The organism is Pseudomonas bijieensis, assembly GCF_013347965.1.
Classification (GTDB): Bacteria; Pseudomonadota; Gammaproteobacteria; order Pseudomonadales; family Pseudomonadaceae; genus Aquipseudomonas; species Aquipseudomonas bijieensis.
On the sequence record NZ_CP048810.1, the window covers coordinates 2205029 to 2221842 of the forward strand.

Below are 16814 nucleotides of genomic sequence, written 5' to 3' on the forward strand. Positions count from 1 at the left end.
CCTACAGTCGATCAACCAACGCGCGGGCATTGCACACCAAATCATCAGTGGCGCGGGCAATTTAAGCCGAGCGAGCCAACCAAGCAAGCGCTCGGCAGAAGAACCCGCGGTCGTTTACAGACCAAGCGCTTGCTTGGTAGTCTCGATCCACCTTTGCCGGAGGCAACGCCATGCCAAAAACGATCCGTATCGGTTGCGCCAGCGCCTTCTGGGGCGATACCTGTACCGCGGCGGCGCAACTGGTCGAGGGCGGGGCTCTGGATTACCTGGTGTTCGACTATCTGGCCGAGGTGACGATGTCGATCATGGCCGGCGCGCGCCTGAAGGACCCGCTGAGCGGCTATGCCACGGACTTCATCGAGGTCCTCACACCGCTGCTGCAGCGTTTGCATGCCGATGGGATCCGCGTCATCAGCAACGCCGGCGGGGTCAACCCCCAAGCCTGTGCGAAGGCCCTGCAAGCGGCCTGCGACCAGGCGGGCGTGCCGTTGAAGATCGCCGTGCTGCTGGGCGATGACCTGCAACCGCAATTCGAACAACTCGCCGCCCAGGGCATCCGTGAAATGTTCAGTGGCGAGTCCCTGCCATCGGCGTGCGTCTCCATCAACGCCTACCTCGGCGCGCCCGGCATCGTCGAAGCGTTGCGCCTGGGGGCCGATGTCGTGATCACCGGCCGCGTGGTGGACAGCGCCGTGGTCAGCGCCGCCCTGATACATGAGTTCGGCTGGGCCTGGCACGATTACGACAGATTGGCCCAGGCCGCGCTGGCCGGGCATCTGATCGAATGCGGCGCCCAGTGCACGGGCGGCAACTTCACCGACTGGCAGGACGTACCGGATTACGAACACATCGGCTTTCCCATCGTCGAGGTCAGCGCCGACGGCCAGTTCCTGGTCACCAAGGCCGAAGGCAGCGGCGGGTTGATCACGCCGTTGACCGTTGCTGAGCAGTTGCTTTACGAAATCGGCGACCCGCAAGGCTATCTTCTGCCGGACGTGATCTGTGATTTCAGCCAGGTCAGGTTGGTCCAGCAAGGCAGGCACGCCGTACGGGTCCACGGGGCCAAGGGCCTGCCACCCACCGACCAGTACAAGGTTTGCGCCACCTGGCCGGACGGCTGGCGCTGCACCGCCACCTGCCTGATCGCCGGCATCGATGCGGTGACCAAGGCTGGCCGAGTCAGTCAGGCGATCATCAACAAGACTTCGCAAATGTTCGATCAGCGTGGCTGGGCGCCCTACAGCGAAGTGAATGTCGAACTGCTGGGCAGCGAAGCCACTTACGGCCAGCATGGCCGGCGTCGGGACAGCCGTGAGATCGTCATCAAGCTGGCGGTACGGCACCCGGACAAGCAGCCGCTGACGCTGTTTTCCAGGGAAATCGCCCAAGCCGCCACCGGCATGGCGCCAGGGCTGACCGGCCTGGTCGGCGGCCGGCCGACGGTGTCCCCGTTGATTCGCCTGTTCTCGTTCCTCATCGATAAAGCCAATTGCCAGCCCGAAATCGAAATCGACGGCCAACGCCACCCTTGTCCCCTGCCCACTTTCGAACCACTGGACACCGGCGACCTGCCAGTCGCCCCGGACCTGCCCAAACCCCAGGGCCGGGCCGATGCCAGCGTGCCGCTGGTCAAACTGGCGGTGGCGCGCTCCGGCGACAAGGGCAACCACAGCAACATTGGCGTGATCGCCCGCAAGCCCGAATACCTGCCCTGGATCGCCGAAGTGCTGACGCCGCAGGTGCTGGTCGACTGGATGAGCCACGTGCTCGACCCGCGATTGGGCCGAGTCGAACGCTGGTACCTGCCGGGCACTCACAGTTTGAATTTCCTGCTGGAAAACGCCCTTGGTGGCGGCGGTGTCGCCAGCCTGCGCATCGATCCCCAGGGCAAGGCGTTCGCCCAGCAGTTGCTGGAGATCCAGATACCGGTGCCGCAGCACATTGCAGACCGGGTCAACTAAGGGATGGTCGCTATGGCCCATGTCAGTCACACATGATGAGCAGGTTGAATTGAATCTGTGGCGAGGGGATTTATCCCCGCTGGGCTGCGCAGCAGCCCCCAAAACAGTCAACTCAAACCATTGCACGCATTTAGGGCCGCTTCGCGCCCCAGCGGGGATAAATCCCCTCGCCACAGGGTTCTGCGCTAATCCGTTTGAAAGGAGGCTGCATGCCGGTCATCGAATCGCACCTGGATCCCCACAGCGCTGACTTCGCGCGCAACCACGCGGCGATGCTGGCCGGCGTCGAACAGTTGCGCCAGCTCGAACAGGCCGTGGTGGACAAAGCCACCCAGGCCCAGGGCAAGTTCGACCAGCGCGGTCAACTGTTGCCGCGCCAACGCCTGAACCTGCTGCTCGACCCCGGCGCCCCGTTCCTCGAGCTGGCGAGCCTGGCCGGCTACAAACTTCATGACGACAAGGATGGCAGCCAGGCCGGCGGCGGCCTGATCGCCGGGATCGGCTACGTGTCCGGGGTGCGGGTGCTGGTGGTGGCCAACAACAGCGCGATCAAGGGCGGCACCATTTCCCCCAGTGGCCTGTACAAGACCCTGCGCCTGCAACAGATCGCCATGGAAAACAAACTGCCGGTCGTTACCCTCGCCGAAAGTGGCGGTGCCAATCTCAATTACGCCGCGCAGATTTTCGTCGAAGGCGCGCGCTGCTTCGCCAATCAGGCGCGGATGTCGGCCATGGGCTTGCCGCAGATCACCGTGGTGCATGGCTCGGCCACCGCGGGCGGTGCCTATCAGCCGGGTCTGTCGGATTACGTGGTGGTGGTGCGCGACAAGGCGCGACTGTTCCTGGCCGGGCCGCCATTGCTCAAGGCCGCGACCGGCGAAGTCGCCACCGAGGAAGAACTGGGCGGCGCACAAATGCATGCGCAAGTGGCGGGCACCGCCGAATACCTGGCCGAGAACGACGCCGACGGCATCCGCCTGGCCCGGGAAATCCTCGGCATGCTGCCCTGGAACAGGCAACTGCCGCCACAGTCCGAACCACGCTGGGCGGAGCCACGGTATCCAGCCGAAGAACTGCTGGGATTGATCCCCGACGACCCGAAGAAGCCCTACGACGTGCGGGAAATCATCGCGCGCATTGCCGACGGCTCGAATTTCCTCGAATTCAAAGGCGAATTCGATCCACAGACCATCTGCGGCCACCTGCACATTCGCGGTCATGCCTGCGGCCTGATCGGCAACAACGGACCGATCACGCCCAAGGGCGCGAGCAAGGCCGCACAGTTCATCCAGTTGTGCGACCAGAGCCGCACGCCGTTGCTGTTTTTGCACAACACCACCGGGTTCATGGTCGGCACCGAGTCGGAACGCCAGGGGGTGATCAAGCACGGTGCCAAGATGATCCAGGCCGTGGCCAATGCCCGGGTGCCCAAGCTGACCGTCGTGGTGGGCGGTTCCTATGGCGCCGGCAATTACGCCATGTGCGGTCGCGGGCTCGACCCGCGCTTCATCTTCGCCTGGCCCAACAGCCGCACCGCCGTGATGGGCGGTGCCCAGGCCGGCAAGGTGCTGCGCATGGTCACCGAAGCTACCCAGCTCAAAAACGGCCTGACCCCGGACCCGAAGATGCTGGACCTGCTCGAACAGACCACTGCGCAGAAACTCGACAGCCAGTCCACCGCCCTCTACGGCAGCGCCAACCTGTGGGACGACGGGCTCATCGACCCGCGCGACACCCGCACGCTACTGGGCTATTTGCTGGACATCTGTCACGAGGCCGAGCACCGGCCACTGCAAGCCAACAGCTTCGGCGTGGCCCGTTTCTGAGGACGCTCCACGACTCACAGGAGAACAATAAAAATGATCTTCACCCAGGAACACGAAGCACTGCGGCGCACCGTTCGCCAGTTTGTCGAGCATGACATCAACCCCTACGTCGACGAATGGGAGAAGGCCGGGCGTTTCCCCATCCACGAGATTTTCCGCAAGGCTGGCGAGCTGGGCCTGTTGGGTATTTCCAAGCCACCGGCATTCGGCGGCATGGGCCTGGACTACAGCTATTCGATCGTCGCAGCCGAGGAATTCGGCACCATTCATTGCGGCGGCGTACCGATGTCCATCGGCGTGCAAACCGACATGTGCACCCCTGCCCTGGCCCGCTTCGGCTCCGATGAACTGCGCGAAGCATTCCTGCGCCCGGCCATCCGCGGCGAACAGGTGGGCTGCATCGGTGTCTCGGAGGTCGGCGCCGGCTCCGATGTCGCCGGGCTCAAGACCACGGCGCGCAAGGACGGCGACGACTACGTCATCAACGGCAGCAAGATGTGGATCACCAACTCACCAAGCGCCGATTTCATTTGCCTGCTGGCCAACACCTCGGATGACAAACCCCACGTCAACAAATCGCTGATCATGGTACCGATGCACAGCCCCGGCATCAGCCTCGGTCAGCACCTGGACAAACTCGGCATGCGCAGCTCGGAAACCGCCCAAGTGTTTTTCGATGACGTGCGGGTGCCGCAACGCAATCGTATCGGCCAGGAAGGGGCCGGATTCATGATGCAGATGCTGCAGTTCCAGGAAGAACGCCTGTTCGGCGCGGCCAACATGATCAAGGGCCTGGAGCATTGCATCGACAGCACCATCGAGTACTGCAAGGAGCGCAAGACCTTCGGCACGGCCCTGATCGACAACCAGGTGATCCATTTTCGCCTGGCGGAACTGGCCAGCGAGATCGAATGCCTGCGGGCGCTGGTCTACCAGGCCACCGAGCAGTACATCAACGGCCAGGACGTCACGCGGCTGGCGTCGATGGCCAAGCTCAAGGCCGGGCGCCTGGCCCGGGAAACCACCGACAGTTGCCTGCAATACTGGGGCGGCATGGGCTTCATGTGGGACAACCCGGTGGCCCGGGCCTATCGCGACGTGCGACTGGTGTCCATTGGCGCCGGTGCGGACGAGATCATGCTGGGGATCATCTGCAAACTCATGGGGATTTTGCCGGGGAAAAAATAATGAATACATCGCCTGCCAGGCTGCCATCGCGAGCAAGCTTTGCTCCCATAATGCCTGGTGAGTGCATTCGCCTGTGGGAGCAAAGCTTGCTCGCGATGAGGCCCTGATAGCCACCGCAAACCCCAGGAGTGACCATGCCCACCTTCAGCAAGATCCTCATCGCCAACCGCGGCGAAATCGCCTGCCGGATCCAGCGCACTGCCCAGGCCCTGGGTTATCGCACGGTGGCGGTATTCAGCGAAGCCGACGCCGACGCGCTGCACGTGCGCATGGCCGATGAAGCCGTGCTGATCGGCCCGGCTCCGGTGCAGCAATCCTACCTCGACCCTTCGGCCATTCTCGATGCAGCCCGGCGCTGCGGTGCCGATGCGATCCATCCCGGCTATGGCTTGCTCTCGGAAAATGCCGGCTTCGCCAAGGCCTGCGCCGAGGCAGGTCTCGTGTTCATCGGCCCCAGCCCCGAGGCCATCGACCTGATGGGCAGCAAACGTCGCTCGAAAATCGCCATGATCGAAGCCGGCGTTCCCTGTATCACCGGCTACCAGGGCGCCGCCCGGGACGATGACACGCTGCAGCGCGAAGCCGGGCGCATCGGCTACCCGTTGATGATCAAGGCCAGCGCCGGTGGCGGAGGCCGAGGGATGCGCCTGGTCCAGCGCGCCGAGGATCTGCTGGAGCAGTTACGCAGCGCGCGCTCGGAGGCCTTGCACGGCTTCGGCAACGACGAGTTGATCCTCGAACAGGCCTTGCTCGATCCGCGTCATGTGGAGGTACAGATTTTCGGCGACCACCACGGCCAACTGATCCACCTGGGCGAACGCGACTGCTCGATCCAGCGTCGCCACCAGAAAATCATCGAGGAAGCGCCCTGCCCGGTCATGACCGCCGAACTGCGACAGGCCATGGGCGACGCGGCGCTCAAGGCGGGGCGCGCGGTGAGTTACGTCGGTGCCGGCACCGTGGAGTTCCTGCTCGCTGGGGACGGCCGGTTTTACTTCCTGGAGATGAACACGCGCCTGCAGGTCGAACACCCGGTCACCGAGCTGATCACCGGCCTGGATCTGGTGGCCTGGCAATTGGACGTCGCCGCCGGCAGGCCCCTGCCCCTGCGCCAGGACCAGGTGACGCTCAGCGGCCATGCCATGCAAGTGCGGCTGTACGCCGAAGACCCGGCGGCGGATTTCCTGCCCCAGACCGGTCGACTGATCGGCTGGGAGCCGCCCATGCGGGACGGCGTGCGAGTCGACCATGGCCTGTTGGAGGGCCAGGCCATCACCCCGTTCTACGATTCGATGCTGGGCAAACTCATCGTTCACGGCGCCACACGCGAGGAGGCCCGGCGCAAATTGTTGCGAACGGTGGAAGATTGCGTATTGCTTGGCGTCCAGAGCAACCAGCGATTGCTCGCCGCGTTGCTGGCACATCCGCAGTTCATCGACGGCGACTTCAGCACCGGCTTCATCGGGCAGCACTTGGCCAATCATCCGGCGCTCCTGCCTCTTGAGCCCTCGGCCGAACAGCTCGCCATCGCCGCGGCGGCGTTTTATCAAGCCTCACAGGCACGCTATGCCCCTGGCCTGGGCGGATGGCACAACAACATCGGCGCGGAGCTGCACTACCGGATCGGCGCTGGGGAGCACGACTGGGTGCTGAGCCTGGTGGCCGAAACCGGCGGGACGCTCAGCATCCGCAGTGCAGGGCGCTTGATCGAACTGAAACTGCTCGACGTTGACCTCCATGGCGCAACGCTGGTCATCGACGGGATTCGCCGCCGGCATGGGTGGCGCCTCGATGGCCACGATCTTTGGCTGTCTACCCGCCCCGGTGGCCTGCACTTGCAAGACCGGACCCACGCCCCCATCGCCGCCAAGGCCAGTGCCAGCGACGGGACACTCGAGGCGCCAATGGACGGCGCCATCGTCGAGCTGCTGGTCAGTGAAGGCAGCACGGTGCGCCAAGGCCAACTGCTGATAGTGCTTGAGGCGATGAAAATGGAGCACCCGCTCAAGGCCGGCATCGACGGCGTGGTCAGGCAATTGCAGGTCATGCGGGGTGATCAGGTGAAAAACCGTCAGGTTTTGTTGCGTGTCGAAACAGGCCACTAGTCGGATGCCAAGGGTTTGACTACGCTCAAACCCATCAGCACGCCGACACCGGGAACCCTGCGATGCCTCACTGGCTGGTGATTGATCTGGAGGCCACCACCGATGAAGGTGGCTGGCCGGTAACCGAAATGGAAATTATCGAAATCGGCGCCACGCTGGTGAATCGTGACGGCCGCGAGGTGGATCATTTCCAGCGCTTCGTGCGGCCCTTGAGACGACCGCTGCTGACGCCTTTCTGTCGCGAACTGACCCACATCACCCAGGTCAATATCGACGGTGCCGCGCCCTTGACCGAGGTCTGGCCGGCATTCGAGCGCTGGCTGGCGCCGTATCACCCGAATCTGGAAAGCTGGGTCAGTTGGGGCGATTACGACCGCAAGCAACTGCTTCAGGAATGGCAGCACCAGCAATTGCACAGTGTCCTCGGCCAGGTACCGCACATGAACCTCAAGCAACGCTTCGCCAAGGCCCGTCGGCTGGAACGACCACTGGGGCTCAACGGCGCGTTGCAACTGGCTGGCCTGCAGTTCTGCGGTCAACAGCACCGTGCGCTGGAAGATGCCCGCAATACCGCACGGTTATTGCCCCTGGTACTTCCCGGTTGAGCGGCAACCACCTACCGGCCGACAGATGACGAATGTTGAAGCCTTGTGCATACTGGCCAGCCTTTTTCAGCCCCTTTTTCGAGGAATCGCCCATGTTCAAAGTCAACGAGTACTTCGACGGCACCGTCAAGTCGATCGCTTTTGGCACTGCCGAAGGCCCTGCGACCATCGGCGTCATGGCACCGGGCGAATATGAGTTCGGCACGGCCCAACGTGAAATCATGCACGTCGTCTCTGGCGCCCTGACCGTGAAGCTGCCTGACAGCACCGACTGGGAAACCTATGAGGCCGGCAGCCAGTTCAATGTGCCGGCCAACAGCAAGTTCCAGCTCAAAGTGGCCGTCGATACCGCCTACCTGTGTGAATACCGCGGCTGATTCGGCAGATAACCCTGCGGCGAGGGGATTTATCCCCTCGCCACAAAAGCCCTGGCATGGCATCGGGGTAATGAAAAATGCCCGTGTCCAACGACACGGGCATTTTTGTTCACGGATTTTTTTATTCGAGCACTTCAACCGGCATGCCGACTTCAAGCCGACCGTCGCTGTCGTTGACCAGGTTCTGGCCGAACATCGCACCGTCCGGGGTCGAACGGTATCGCTGCAACGTGGCAAAGGGTTCGCGATTCGGATCGCGCTCGCCGGTCTGCGGATCGACCGTGGTCATGATGCAACGCGAACATGGCTTGACCAGGCGGAATTCCACCTCGCCGATACGAATACGCTTCCAGCCGTCCTCGGCAAACGCCTCGCTGCCCTCGACCACCAGGTTGGGACGAAAGCGCAACATTTCCAGCGGGCGACCGACCCGGCTCGACAGGTCCTGCAAGGACGCCTGACCAATCAGCAGCAGCGGGAAACCATCGGCAAAGGCGACCTTGTCGTCATCCTTGCCATAACCGGCTGCCGTGGTGCGCGCCAGTTCCACAGGCACGTGCACCAACCGGGTAGGATTGCCGATGAACTCGCTGACCCAGGCCGCAGCCTCGTCACCGGCATCCGGCACACGCAAAGTGTCACGCCAGATGATCACCCCGCGCCGCTGCTCCTCCAGGACCGGCGGCAGCGGCACATCGATGGCCTCATGGCCCGGCGCACTGAGCGTCAGGCCGCCGGCCTCGTTCCACAGGGCCGAAAGCTGGCTCATCTTCGCCACGGCGCGTTGGGTCAGGAAACGACCGGTGCCCTCATCCACCAGCATCCAGCGCCGGTCACCGTCCAGCCCGAGCTTGTCCAGGCCAATCCCTTGCAAGGGCTGGCCCTTGCCGGACTTCAACGGATACCGATACAGCGCGCTCAGCCGCAACATGGTCAACTTCCCTGGTGGCGAAAAAATGCCACCTTATACGAGCCGGCCATTGAAGCAAACCACCATCAGCTTCAGTCGAGCATCAGCCGCTGACGCACCACATCGACCAGCTTGTCCGGCTGGAATTTGGAGAGGAAATTGTCGCAACCGACCTTCTTGACCATCGAATCGTTGAAGCTGCCGGACAGCGAGGTGTGCAGTACCACATAGAGCCCACGCAAGCGCGGATCGTTGCGGATTTCGGTGGTCAGGCGGTAGCCGTCCATTTCCGGCATTTCCGCATCGGTGAAGATCATCAGCAATTTATCGGTCATCACCTCGCCACTATCGGCCCAGGCCTTGAGCATGTTCAGCGCTTTCAGGCCGTCGCTGGCGATGTGCATTTTCACGCCCAGCTGACCCAAGGTATCGCGCAGTTGTGAGAGCGCGACGTTGGAGTCATCCACCAGCAACACTTCGCGGCCACGAGCGCGCTCCAGCACCGGGTCTTCGAGTTTGTCCCGGGAGACCTTGGCGTTGTATGGCACGATTTCGGCCAGGACTTTTTCCACGTCGATGATTTCCACCAACTGATCGTCCACCTTGCTGATGGCCGTCAGGTAATGCTCGCGACCAGCGCTGGTCGGCGGTGGCAGGATGGCTTCCCAGTTCATGTTGACGATGCGGTCGACTCCACCCACCAGGAATGCCTGAACCGAGCGGTTGTATTCGGTCACGATAATCGTGCTGTTCGGACCCGGCACCAGCGGACGCATGCCAATGGCCTGGGACAGGTCGATCACAGGCAACGTCTGGCCCCGTAGATTGACCACACCGCACACGAACGGGTGACGCTGCGGCATGAGGGTCAGCTTGGGCAGTTGCAGGACTTCCTGGACCTTGAACACGTTAATGGCGAACAACTGTCGACCCGCGAGGCGGAACATGAGAATTTCCAGGCGATTCTCACCCACCAGTTGGGTTCGCTGATCTACTGTGTCGAGAATGCCGGCCATCGATGACTCCTGGGCTTGTTCGGTTGAATCCAATAAAAGAGATATCGGCTGCACGAACCGAATCTTGACCCCGGATAAAATACGAGCGAGGGGCATTGATGTCACATTAACATCATGCTTTACTGGCTTCATGATTTTCACCTGCAATTTCCCCTGCCGCGCGACCCTGGTTCGCGTGCAAAGTTCCCTTGTCTAAGGGATTCCCCTAGGCACAATCAGGTCCAACCTGATATTCCCGTTATCCAATAGCCATTAATGTGACGCCATTCTCATTGCTGAACGGAGTCAGGCTTTTGTGCGCGACCACAGGACATCGGACCTGCAGCCTCTCGGCCGATCCCGCCCGTGCAATCGTTAGCGAATTTGCCTTCGCTGAACGGCCCGGGCATGTCGCCGTGCGTCCGTTCGCGGTCGTCCTTGAGATCCAGCCGTTCGCCATACGCGGTTTTCTTTCGCCTGACATGATGTTGTGGAGATAAGCATGCCGAACGATCGTAGAAACTGGAGTCAGCGTCTTCCCGAGCTTCTGATCGAGGCCGAGACGCTGTTGGCCAAGTCGGAGGAATGCCTGAGCCATCTGCAATTGATCAACAACGACAAGGATGCCATCGATTGCATGCTCAGCACCTTGCTGAAACTCTCGAACAAGGCCAATGCCCTGGCGCTGGAAGCCGTTTCGGAGTTTTCGCTGCACATCCATGGCTTGCTCAGCCACGCGCAGAACCACATGCAGTTGCATGACCAGGCCCTGGATGCCCTGAAGGATTGCCTCACCCTGATGGCCTGGCAATTGGAACTGGTCGATCACACCACCGGCCAGCTGAGCCTGGACAGCAGCGAACAGATCTCGTTGATCGAAGCATTTGCCTTCCAGGTAGGCCAGAGTCCTGGCCAGGCATTGGCAGCGTCACGTCCGCTGGCGTTGGTACCCTACTCCCAGAAACAAGCCTGATACGATGATGCCGGCTCAATGCGGAGTGCCTGGTCCATAGCGCTTTCGTCGCGCCATGCCGAACGCGACCAACGAAATGTGAAGTGGTACTATCTCCCGCGTCAGCCACTTCAAGACAGCGCCGTAAAAGCCGCCAACCGAAGCAGCCCTCGACCTGAAACGTTTACCCGACCCGGCCTGTCAGATGCGCTGACCGGCCAGCCCGCAGCGAACATTCATTGGCTCCATCCGCTATGCACGCCAGCCTCAAGTCATTTATCACCTGGCCTCCCTCCCGAGAAAACGCCCGTCGCTTCACATTATTATTGTGCATCTGCTCGACCCTCGGCTGCCTGTTGACCTACCTGTACGCCCATACGGTGCCGTTGAGCTTGCTGGCATTGAATGTCGCGGCAATGACCTGTGTCTGGATCCACCATCGATTGTCGCGCAAATCCATCAAGTTCCAGCCGCAGGAACTGGCCGAGCGGTTGCTCGAGGTCCAGGAAAACGAGCGTCATCGGCTCAGCCGCGAACTGCACGACGACATTGGCCAGTTGCTGACTGCGGCGAAACTGCAAGGCGAATGGCTCAAGCGCCGGATGCCGGAAGAATTGCAGGGCCAGTGCGCGCTCCTGTGCGAGACCCTGGACGAAACCCTCAACAAGGTCCGCGATGTATCGGCGATCCTCAACCCCAGGGAACTGGCCAGCCTCGGGCTTGAAGCCAGCCTGCGGGCGCATTTGCTCAAGACCCTGGCCAATGCCCCGGTAAAATGGAGCCTCGATTGCCAACAGCGCATGACAGGCATCCCCGAGGAGATGTCGGTCGCGGTGTTCCGGATCACCCAGGAGGCGGTCACCAACATCTTGCGCCATGCCCGGGCGACGAATCTGCTGGTACGCTTGCAACGCCTGCCCGACGGCCTGACCCTGCTGATCAGCGACGACGGCCAGGGGTTTGTCCCGGCCACCCACCCCGCTCGTGAAGGTCAACGGGGCATGGCCGGCATGTCGGAACGGGTCGAACAATTGGGCGGTACCCTCAAGATCATCAGCGAAGCCGGCAAAGGCACGCACATCGAAGCACGCTTTCCCTGGGCGCCGCGTGCCCTGGAGCGAGCCAGTAAGAATAAGGTTCTCCTTTGATTTGTAATTTGCTTCTGGTAGATGACCACTCCCTGATCAGGGCTGGCGTACGTGCGCTGGTCACGGACATCCCGGGCTATGCCGTCATCGGCGAAGCCAATGACGGCACGCAATTGGTGGAATTGGTAGAACGGCTGAACCCCGACATCGTGCTGCTGGACATTTCCATGAAGGACACCAGCGGCCTGGATGCCTTGCAACAGCTCAAGCGGGTGCGCCCCCATAGCAAGGTGCTGATCCTGTCCATGCATACGGATCCAGCACTGATCATGCAGGCGCTGGAATCCGGAGCCCATGGCTACCTGCTCAAGGACACCAGCGCCAATGAGCTCAAACACGCCCTGGAGGCGCTGCGCAACAACGAACGCTACCTGAGCCCGGCCATCGCCCATACCGTGATCAACCAGGCACTGATCCGCGTCCAGAAGCAGCAGCCGGACCCTGCCCAGGCCCATAACCTGACCGCACGCCAACTGGAAATATTGCGGCTGATCGTGCGCGGCAAGTCCACCCGGGAAATTGCCAACGGCCTGAACCTGAGCATCAAGACCGTCGAAACCCACCGGGCGCAAATCATGAAGCGCCTGCAGATCCACGACGTGGCCGGACTTGTGCTGTTCGCCGTGCGCGAAAAAATCATCAGCCTGGACGATTGAGCGCCGCCGCAGCGCCCAACAGCGGCGAATCGGACGGCAAGTGCACGCGCAGTGCCTTCGGGCGGACAGTGAAACGCAGGGTGTCCACCTGCAACGGCTCACCATCGAGATTGATATCCAGGCCTTGGGCGACCTTGATCTCCACCCATGGCAAGCGTGCGCGGACAAACATGTTATCGATGCCCAGGCCTCCCGCCAGCAAGTCCTTCAACGTACTGACCACTTCCTGAGGCGCCGGCAGGATGCTGATGTCCAGCAACCCATCATCGGCCAAGGCCTGCGGGCACAGCACATGACCTCCCCCCGCCTGCCGGCCATTGCCGATACCCAGCGCGAGCAAATCGCCTCGCCAGTGAAAATCGGGACCCTGCAACTCGCCATAGGCGGCACTCAGCTCACTGAATCGCGATAGGCCGGTGAACAGGTAGGCCGCGCCCCCCAGAACTTTCTTGAGGTCCTCGGAGGTGTTCGCCGTCACCTGGCTGCCGAAACCACCGGTGGCCATGTTCAGGAAAATCCGGCCGCAGACTTCACCCACATCCACGGCCTGCGGCGCAACGTCGAGCAAATCCAGGGCCTGCGCAGGCTCCAACGGAACACCGGCGGCCCGGGCAAAATCGTTGGCAGTACCCAACGGCAGCAGTACCAGGCTGGCATCGCTCGACTTGAGGACGATCGCTTCGGCGATATCACGCAAGGTTCCATCACCGCCGCCGGCGATCAGTCGCGTGTAACCGGCCCGCAGCGCCTCATCGACGCATCGTTGGGCATCACCGGCCTCCCAGGTTAACCGTACCGCCAGGTCCCAGCCCTGCTCGCGCTTGAGCATCACGGCCGTGCGAACCTCTTCGTTGAGCGCTTGCTTGCCATGCAAAATCAACAGTGCCTTGCCTTTGCTCATCGTTGTCTCCGTCATTGGAAGGTTCAGGAAATGGGACCGCTCATTTGACCGAAAAAGTCTCGGTGCACCTCAATTTATTAAAAAGGGCAGGAGGTTTGCCCCAGGAGAGAACCCGTTGGGCCGCTCGCCTGATCGGTACGCCTTGATTCGAAGAGTTTTCTTACAAGACCTGGCGAATCAGCTCAATTGACCCTCTAGCGGTATTGAGACACCTTGGCCCTCTGTTTTGCTGGAACGCTAAAACCTCATCACACAAGGAAGCACTTACCCATGGATGGATACATCACGGCTCGCCGGGGCCGGCTCAGTCGTTCGAACAGTTATGGCCAAAGGGATGAACCGTCCCATGCATAACCGTGAATACAAGCTGCTGCCCCGGCAGCGCGCGCCCTTTGAGGGCGGGCAGGCCGATACTCGAAACGAATGCAAAAGTTGCAGTAATCCCGTTGGAGGAATTGATTTGGAACCGCGCGTCGTTGAGCTGGAAACCCACCTCAAATACATCCGCAAAGACATGGATGAAATTCGCACCGATGTAAAGGTGATCCGCCACAGGCTGGCCTATTCGGCTGGCGCCGCAGCGGTGGTGCTCGGCCTGTTGGGCTGGATTGCCAACAATCGATTCGATCAACTGGTGATGCTGCTCACGCGCTGAAGGTGAGGTGCATGAAGGCCCGGGTACCCGACTCGGGCCGGAGAACAGCTAACCCAGGACTTCGCTCAAGGGAATGAAACCCACTTCATCGCCCTCAACCAGCGTCTGCCCCTCGAGCACTTCGACTAGCCCCTCGGCCCAGGCCGCGCTGCGTAGGACACCCGAGCTTTGATTGCGGTAGATGATCGCTCGACCATTCTCCATGCGACCGCGCAAATACTCTCGTCGACTGCCCGCCTTCGGCCAGGCGAAACCGGCCGGCACCTTGAACTTGAGCGGCGCCACCGACTGGACGCCTTGGCGCCTTAGCAGGTAGGGCCTTGCCAACAGCGCGAAAGTCACGAGGGTCGAGGCAGGGTTTCCAGGCAGGCCTATGACTGGCACGCCACGGTAATGCCCGAACGTCAGCGGCTTACCCGGCTTGATAGCGAGCTTCCAAAGCGCCAGCTCGCCGTCCTCGCGCAAGGCGATGCCCAGGAAGTCCGCCTCGCCCACCGATACCCCGCCGGTGGACAGGATCAGATCGACATCTGACAACTGTGCCAGGCGCTCACGGGTGGCCGATAAATCGTCGGGGAGGATACCCGCGTCAACCACTTCACAGCCCAGGTGTTGCAGCCAGCCACACAGCAGCACGCGGTTGCTGTTATAGATCTGGCCTGGGCCCAGCGCCTGACCGGGTTCGACCAGTTCATCCCCCGTGGACAGGACCGCAACGCGGACCTTGCGCACCACTTCCAGCGTTGCACAGCCCAAGGATGCCGCCAGCCCCAGCTCGATCGGCCCCAAGCGAGTGCCGGCAGCAAGAACCTGCTCCCCAACGGTAGCCTCCTGTCCCTGGGGGCGAATGTTCTGTCCGCTGACCATGGGCTCGGTAAACCGCACGCGCTGGTCGCTTTCAACCACGGCGTTTTCCTGCATCTCGATGCAATCGGCGCCGGCCGGGACTGGCGCCCCCGTGAAGATCCGCGCACACGTGCCAGCGGCCAGCGGTTCCGGTGCCTGCCCGGCAAAAACCCGCTGGCTGACCCTCAACGGCTCGCCATTCCAGTCAGCCAGCCGCAAGGCATAGCCGTCCATGGCGCTGTTGGGCCATGGCGGCAAATCAAGGGTCGACACCAGGTCCTCAGCCAGCACTCGCCCTAGCGCTGCGGCCAAAGGCAAATGCTCGCGCTGGACAATCGGTGTGGCCGCCGCCATCTCCAGCAGCCGCTCCAACGCAACCTCAACGGCCATCAAGGCACCGCCCTTGCCCGGTTTACCCACGGGATTCACACGGATCTGCCTGTTTCAAATGAGCCACGAAATTGCACGGCCGATGCCGCACATCCAGCTGTTCAGCCAGGATGCCATCCCATCCGGTACGCACCGCGTTGGTCGAACCCGGCAGGCAACATACCAGCGTGCCATTGGCCAGGCCTGCCAGCGCGCGGGACTGCACGGTGGAAGTGCCGATGTCAGCCACGGATATCTGCCGGAACAACTCGCCGAAGCCATCGACCTGCTTGTCCAGCAGGCAGGTGACGGCTTCCGGCGTGCTGTCACGCCCCGTGAAGCCGGTGCCGCCAGTGATCAGCACCACCTGCACCACGTCCTCGGCAATCCAGGTCGCGACTTGCGCACGGATCTTGTACAAATCATCTTTGAGCAGGACCCGCGCCGCCAGGTTGTGGCCGGCCGCCGTGAGCCGATCGACGAAGACCTGCCCGGACGTATCGGTTTCCAGGGTACGGGTATCACTGACAGTCAGCACCGCGATATTGAGCGGCACGAAAGGTACATCAGCCTTGGCTTTCATAGGCTCGTCCAGTTGTGGAGGAAACAGCCCGGTGTTATATCACAGCGCTTCATTTTTTCGCCCGTGCGGAGACACGCCATGACCTCGAACACGCCACTGCCCTCCTGCTCCATCCTGCTCTTGGCGGGCGGACGCGGACAACGCATGGGCGGCCAGGACAAAGGCCTGGTGCACTGGCAGGGCGAACCGCTGATAGCCCATCTCCATCGCCAGACCCGCGCCATGAGCGACGACCTGATCATCTCTTGCAACCGCAATAGGCAACATTATGCGATGTATGCCGATCAGTTGGTGCATGACGAGGAAGGCGACTTCCCCGGGCCGCTGGCGGGCATCCGGGCAGGCCTCAAGGCAGCGAAGCATCCATATTTGCTGGTGCTGCCATGCGACGTACCGCAAATCGACTCAAGCCTGCTCGACAACATGCGCAAGATGGCCAGCCAACACCCCGACAAACCACTGATGGTGCGGCACGGCGAGCACTGGGAGCCGCTGCTGTGCGTCATTCCGTTGGTCCTGGCAGGAACCTTCGAACACGCCTGGAGCGAAGGCGAACGCAGCCCCGGCCGAATCATGCGCGCACTCCACGCCGTTGCATTGCAATGCCCGGCCGACGATCCCCGGCTGGCCAACCTGAACACGCCGGAGTTACTGGCCCAACATAAAGGCGTGTCAGATTGACACTAGCCAGGAACTTGCGCGCGATGTATACGTCTGAAGGTCAGTAACTTGAAGAA

16 protein-coding genes are annotated in these 16814 nt (G+C 61.9%); 11 read left to right on the forward strand and 5 right to left on the reverse strand.

Features of this window, described 5'->3' with window-relative positions; translation table 11 throughout:
• Window positions 1-170: 170 nt before the first annotated feature.
• From GN234_RS09450 to ppnP, 6 genes are all read left to right on the forward strand, one after another.
• Window positions 171-1961 carry an acyclic terpene utilization AtuA family protein gene (locus GN234_RS09450; protein ID WP_176688347.1) on the forward strand — a complete coding sequence of 597 codons (1791 nt, stop codon included), beginning with the start codon at window positions 171-173 and terminating at the stop codon, window positions 1959-1961.
• Window positions 1962-2170: 209 nt separating this feature from the next.
• Complete coding sequence (atuC, locus tag GN234_RS09455) at window positions 2171-3787, forward strand: geranyl-CoA carboxylase subunit beta (protein WP_176688348.1); 1617 nt, start codon at window positions 2171-2173, stop codon at window positions 3785-3787.
• Between the two features lie 33 nt (window positions 3788-3820).
• Window positions 3821-4975: a citronellyl-CoA dehydrogenase gene (gene atuD, locus GN234_RS09460; protein ID WP_109751483.1), complete on the forward strand. Its 1155-nt coding sequence runs from the start codon at window positions 3821-3823 to the stop codon at window positions 4973-4975.
• Window positions 4976-5109: 134 nt separating this feature from the next.
• The gene (locus tag GN234_RS09465) at window positions 5110-7080 is read left to right on the forward strand and encodes an acetyl/propionyl/methylcrotonyl-CoA carboxylase subunit alpha (protein ID WP_176688349.1); all 1971 of its coding nucleotides are present in this window, start codon (window positions 5110-5112) and stop codon (window positions 7078-7080) included.
• A 62-nt stretch (window positions 7081-7142) separates the two neighbouring features.
• Window positions 7143-7685, forward strand: coding sequence for a 3'-5' exonuclease (locus tag GN234_RS09470; RefSeq protein WP_176688350.1), 543 nt, complete (start codon window positions 7143-7145; stop codon window positions 7683-7685).
• A 92-nt stretch (window positions 7686-7777) separates the two neighbouring features.
• The gene (ppnP, locus tag GN234_RS09475; RefSeq protein WP_109751480.1) at window positions 7778-8062 is read left to right on the forward strand and encodes a pyrimidine/purine nucleoside phosphorylase; all 285 of its coding nucleotides are present in this window, start codon (window positions 7778-7780) and stop codon (window positions 8060-8062) included.
• Window positions 8063-8183: 121 nt separating this feature from the next.
• On the opposite strand, the gene GN234_RS09480 is transcribed toward ppnP, so the two are convergent.
• On the reverse strand, window positions 8184-8993 hold the full coding sequence (locus GN234_RS09480) for an MOSC domain-containing protein (protein ID WP_109751479.1): 810 nt from the start codon (window positions 8991-8993) through the stop codon (window positions 8184-8186).
• Between the two features lie 71 nt (window positions 8994-9064).
• Window positions 9065-9988: a chemotaxis protein CheV gene (locus GN234_RS09485; protein ID WP_039588994.1), complete on the reverse strand. Its 924-nt coding sequence runs from the start codon at window positions 9986-9988 to the stop codon at window positions 9065-9067.
• A gap of 481 nt (window positions 9989-10469) precedes the next feature.
• Here GN234_RS09485 and GN234_RS09490 point away from each other — a divergent pair, with 481 nt between their 5' ends.
• From GN234_RS09490 to GN234_RS09500, 3 genes are all read left to right on the forward strand, one after another.
• On the forward strand, window positions 10470-10940 hold the full coding sequence (locus GN234_RS09490; RefSeq protein ID WP_109751477.1) for a hypothetical protein: 471 nt from the start codon (window positions 10470-10472) through the stop codon (window positions 10938-10940).
• A 233-nt stretch (window positions 10941-11173) separates the two neighbouring features.
• Complete coding sequence (locus GN234_RS09495) at window positions 11174-12067, forward strand: sensor histidine kinase (protein WP_116831797.1); 894 nt, start codon at window positions 11174-11176, stop codon at window positions 12065-12067.
• Window positions 12064-12723, forward strand: coding sequence for a response regulator (locus tag GN234_RS09500; RefSeq protein WP_116831796.1), 660 nt, complete (start codon window positions 12064-12066; stop codon window positions 12721-12723). The genes GN234_RS09495 and GN234_RS09500 overlap by 4 nt, the downstream gene beginning before the upstream one ends.
• Here the strand turns inward: GN234_RS09500 and yegS are convergent.
• Window positions 12707-13624 carry a lipid kinase YegS gene (gene yegS / locus GN234_RS09505; protein WP_109751474.1) on the reverse strand — a complete coding sequence of 306 codons (918 nt, stop codon included), beginning with the start codon at window positions 13622-13624 and terminating at the stop codon, window positions 12707-12709. The two genes, GN234_RS09500 and yegS, sit on opposite strands and share 17 nt — an antisense overlap.
• A 346-nt stretch (window positions 13625-13970) precedes the next feature.
• On the opposite strand from yegS, the gene GN234_RS30035 reads away from it, so the two are divergent.
• Window positions 13971-14279, forward strand: a complete 309-nt coding sequence (locus GN234_RS30035; protein WP_232200418.1) for a hypothetical protein — start codon at window positions 13971-13973, stop codon at window positions 14277-14279.
• A gap of 48 nt (window positions 14280-14327) precedes the next feature.
• On the opposite strand, the gene GN234_RS09515 is transcribed toward GN234_RS30035, so the two are convergent.
• Both GN234_RS09515 and moaB read right to left on the reverse strand, forming a co-directional pair.
• Window positions 14328-15515 (reverse strand): molybdopterin molybdotransferase MoeA, encoded by a 1188-nt coding sequence (locus GN234_RS09515; protein ID WP_176689577.1) that lies wholly within the window; start codon window positions 15513-15515, stop codon window positions 14328-14330.
• A 22-nt stretch (window positions 15516-15537) separates the two neighbouring features.
• On the reverse strand, window positions 15538-16077 hold the full coding sequence (moaB, locus tag GN234_RS09520; RefSeq protein ID WP_109751472.1) for a molybdenum cofactor biosynthesis protein B: 540 nt from the start codon (window positions 16075-16077) through the stop codon (window positions 15538-15540).
• 78 nt (window positions 16078-16155) lie between these two features.
• On the opposite strand from moaB, the gene mobA reads away from it, so the two are divergent.
• A complete protein-coding gene (gene mobA / locus GN234_RS09525; RefSeq protein WP_176688351.1) occupies window positions 16156-16758 on the forward strand; it encodes a molybdenum cofactor guanylyltransferase MobA in 603 nt (200 codons plus the stop codon).
• Window positions 16759-16814 lie beyond the last annotated feature (56 nt).

What these genes read in the sequence shown, in the direction of transcription:
- GN234_RS09450 (WP_176688347.1), top strand. Translation starts at nt 171, where the DNA reads ATGCCAAAAACGATCCGTATCGGTTGCGCCAGCGCCTTCTGGGGCGAT.
- atuC (WP_176688348.1), top strand. Translation starts at nt 2,171, where the DNA reads ATGCCGGTCATCGAATCGCACCTGGATCCCCACAGCGCTGACTTCGCG.
- atuD (WP_109751483.1), top strand. Translation starts at nt 3,821, where the DNA reads ATGATCTTCACCCAGGAACACGAAGCACTGCGGCGCACCGTTCGCCAG.
- GN234_RS09465 (WP_176688349.1), top strand. Translation starts at nt 5,110, where the DNA reads ATGCCCACCTTCAGCAAGATCCTCATCGCCAACCGCGGCGAAATCGCC.
- GN234_RS09470 (WP_176688350.1), top strand. Translation starts at nt 7,143, where the DNA reads ATGCCTCACTGGCTGGTGATTGATCTGGAGGCCACCACCGATGAAGGT.
- ppnP (WP_109751480.1), top strand. Translation starts at nt 7,778, where the DNA reads ATGTTCAAAGTCAACGAGTACTTCGACGGCACCGTCAAGTCGATCGCT.
- GN234_RS09480 (WP_109751479.1), bottom strand. Translation starts at nt 8,993, where the DNA reads ATGTTGCGGCTGAGCGCGCTGTATCGGTATCCGTTGAAGTCCGGCAAG.
- GN234_RS09485 (WP_039588994.1), bottom strand. Translation starts at nt 9,988, where the DNA reads ATGGCCGGCATTCTCGACACAGTAGATCAGCGAACCCAACTGGTGGGT.
- GN234_RS09490 (WP_109751477.1), top strand. Translation starts at nt 10,470, where the DNA reads ATGCCGAACGATCGTAGAAACTGGAGTCAGCGTCTTCCCGAGCTTCTG.
- GN234_RS09495 (WP_116831797.1), top strand. Translation starts at nt 11,174, where the DNA reads ATGCACGCCAGCCTCAAGTCATTTATCACCTGGCCTCCCTCCCGAGAA.
- yegS (WP_109751474.1), bottom strand. Translation starts at nt 13,624, where the DNA reads ATGAGCAAAGGCAAGGCACTGTTGATTTTGCATGGCAAGCAAGCGCTC.
- GN234_RS30035 (WP_232200418.1), top strand. Translation starts at nt 13,971, where the DNA reads ATGCATAACCGTGAATACAAGCTGCTGCCCCGGCAGCGCGCGCCCTTT.
- GN234_RS09515 (WP_176689577.1), bottom strand. Translation starts at nt 15,515, where the DNA reads ATGGCCGTTGAGGTTGCGTTGGAGCGGCTGCTGGAGATGGCGGCGGCC.
- moaB (WP_109751472.1), bottom strand. Translation starts at nt 16,077, where the DNA reads ATGAAAGCCAAGGCTGATGTACCTTTCGTGCCGCTCAATATCGCGGTG.
- mobA (WP_176688351.1), top strand. Translation starts at nt 16,156, where the DNA reads ATGACCTCGAACACGCCACTGCCCTCCTGCTCCATCCTGCTCTTGGCG.